Consider the following 478-nt stretch of genomic DNA (forward strand, 5'->3'; position numbering starts at 1 on the left):
GTCGACCAGGACATCCGCGACACGTCCAGCTGCCTCGACCTGACCGCCGGCACCCACCGCCTGGACGGCACCGAGTCCCTGCAGTTCGTCCGCACCCGGCACGGCATAGGCGACGGCAGCGACCTCGGCCGCATCGGTCTCCAGCAGGAGTTCATGGTCGCCCTGCTCGGCGAGATCAAGAAGCAGGACCTGCTGGGCAGCCCCGCCAAGACCTACGAGATCGCGGACACCCTGACCGCGGCGCTCACCACCGACTCCGAGCTCGCCTCCCTCACCGCGCTCGCCGAGTTCGGGCGCAGCATGAACGGGGTCGACCCGGGCTCCATGGAGACGATCATGCTGCCGGTGGCGTACGACGCGAAGGACCCCAACCGTGTGGTGGCCGCCGAACCGCAGGCGTCCACGCTGTGGAAGGCCATCCGCAGCGACCAGGAGATCCCGGAGTCGGCCAAGAAGTCCCCGGCGACCGGGGGCGCTT

1 protein-coding gene is annotated in these 478 nt (G+C 69.9%); it reads left to right on the forward strand.

Annotated features, from left to right (window positions below; all coding sequences use genetic code 11):
• Positions 1-478: LCP family protein (locus LPA54_RS37415; protein WP_228984903.1), on the forward strand; the 478-nt coding region annotated here is incomplete at both ends.

The organism is Streptomyces sp. DH12 (genome assembly GCF_020873895.1).
In the GTDB taxonomy this organism is placed as follows: domain Bacteria; phylum Actinomycetota; class Actinomycetes; order Streptomycetales; family Streptomycetaceae; genus Streptomyces.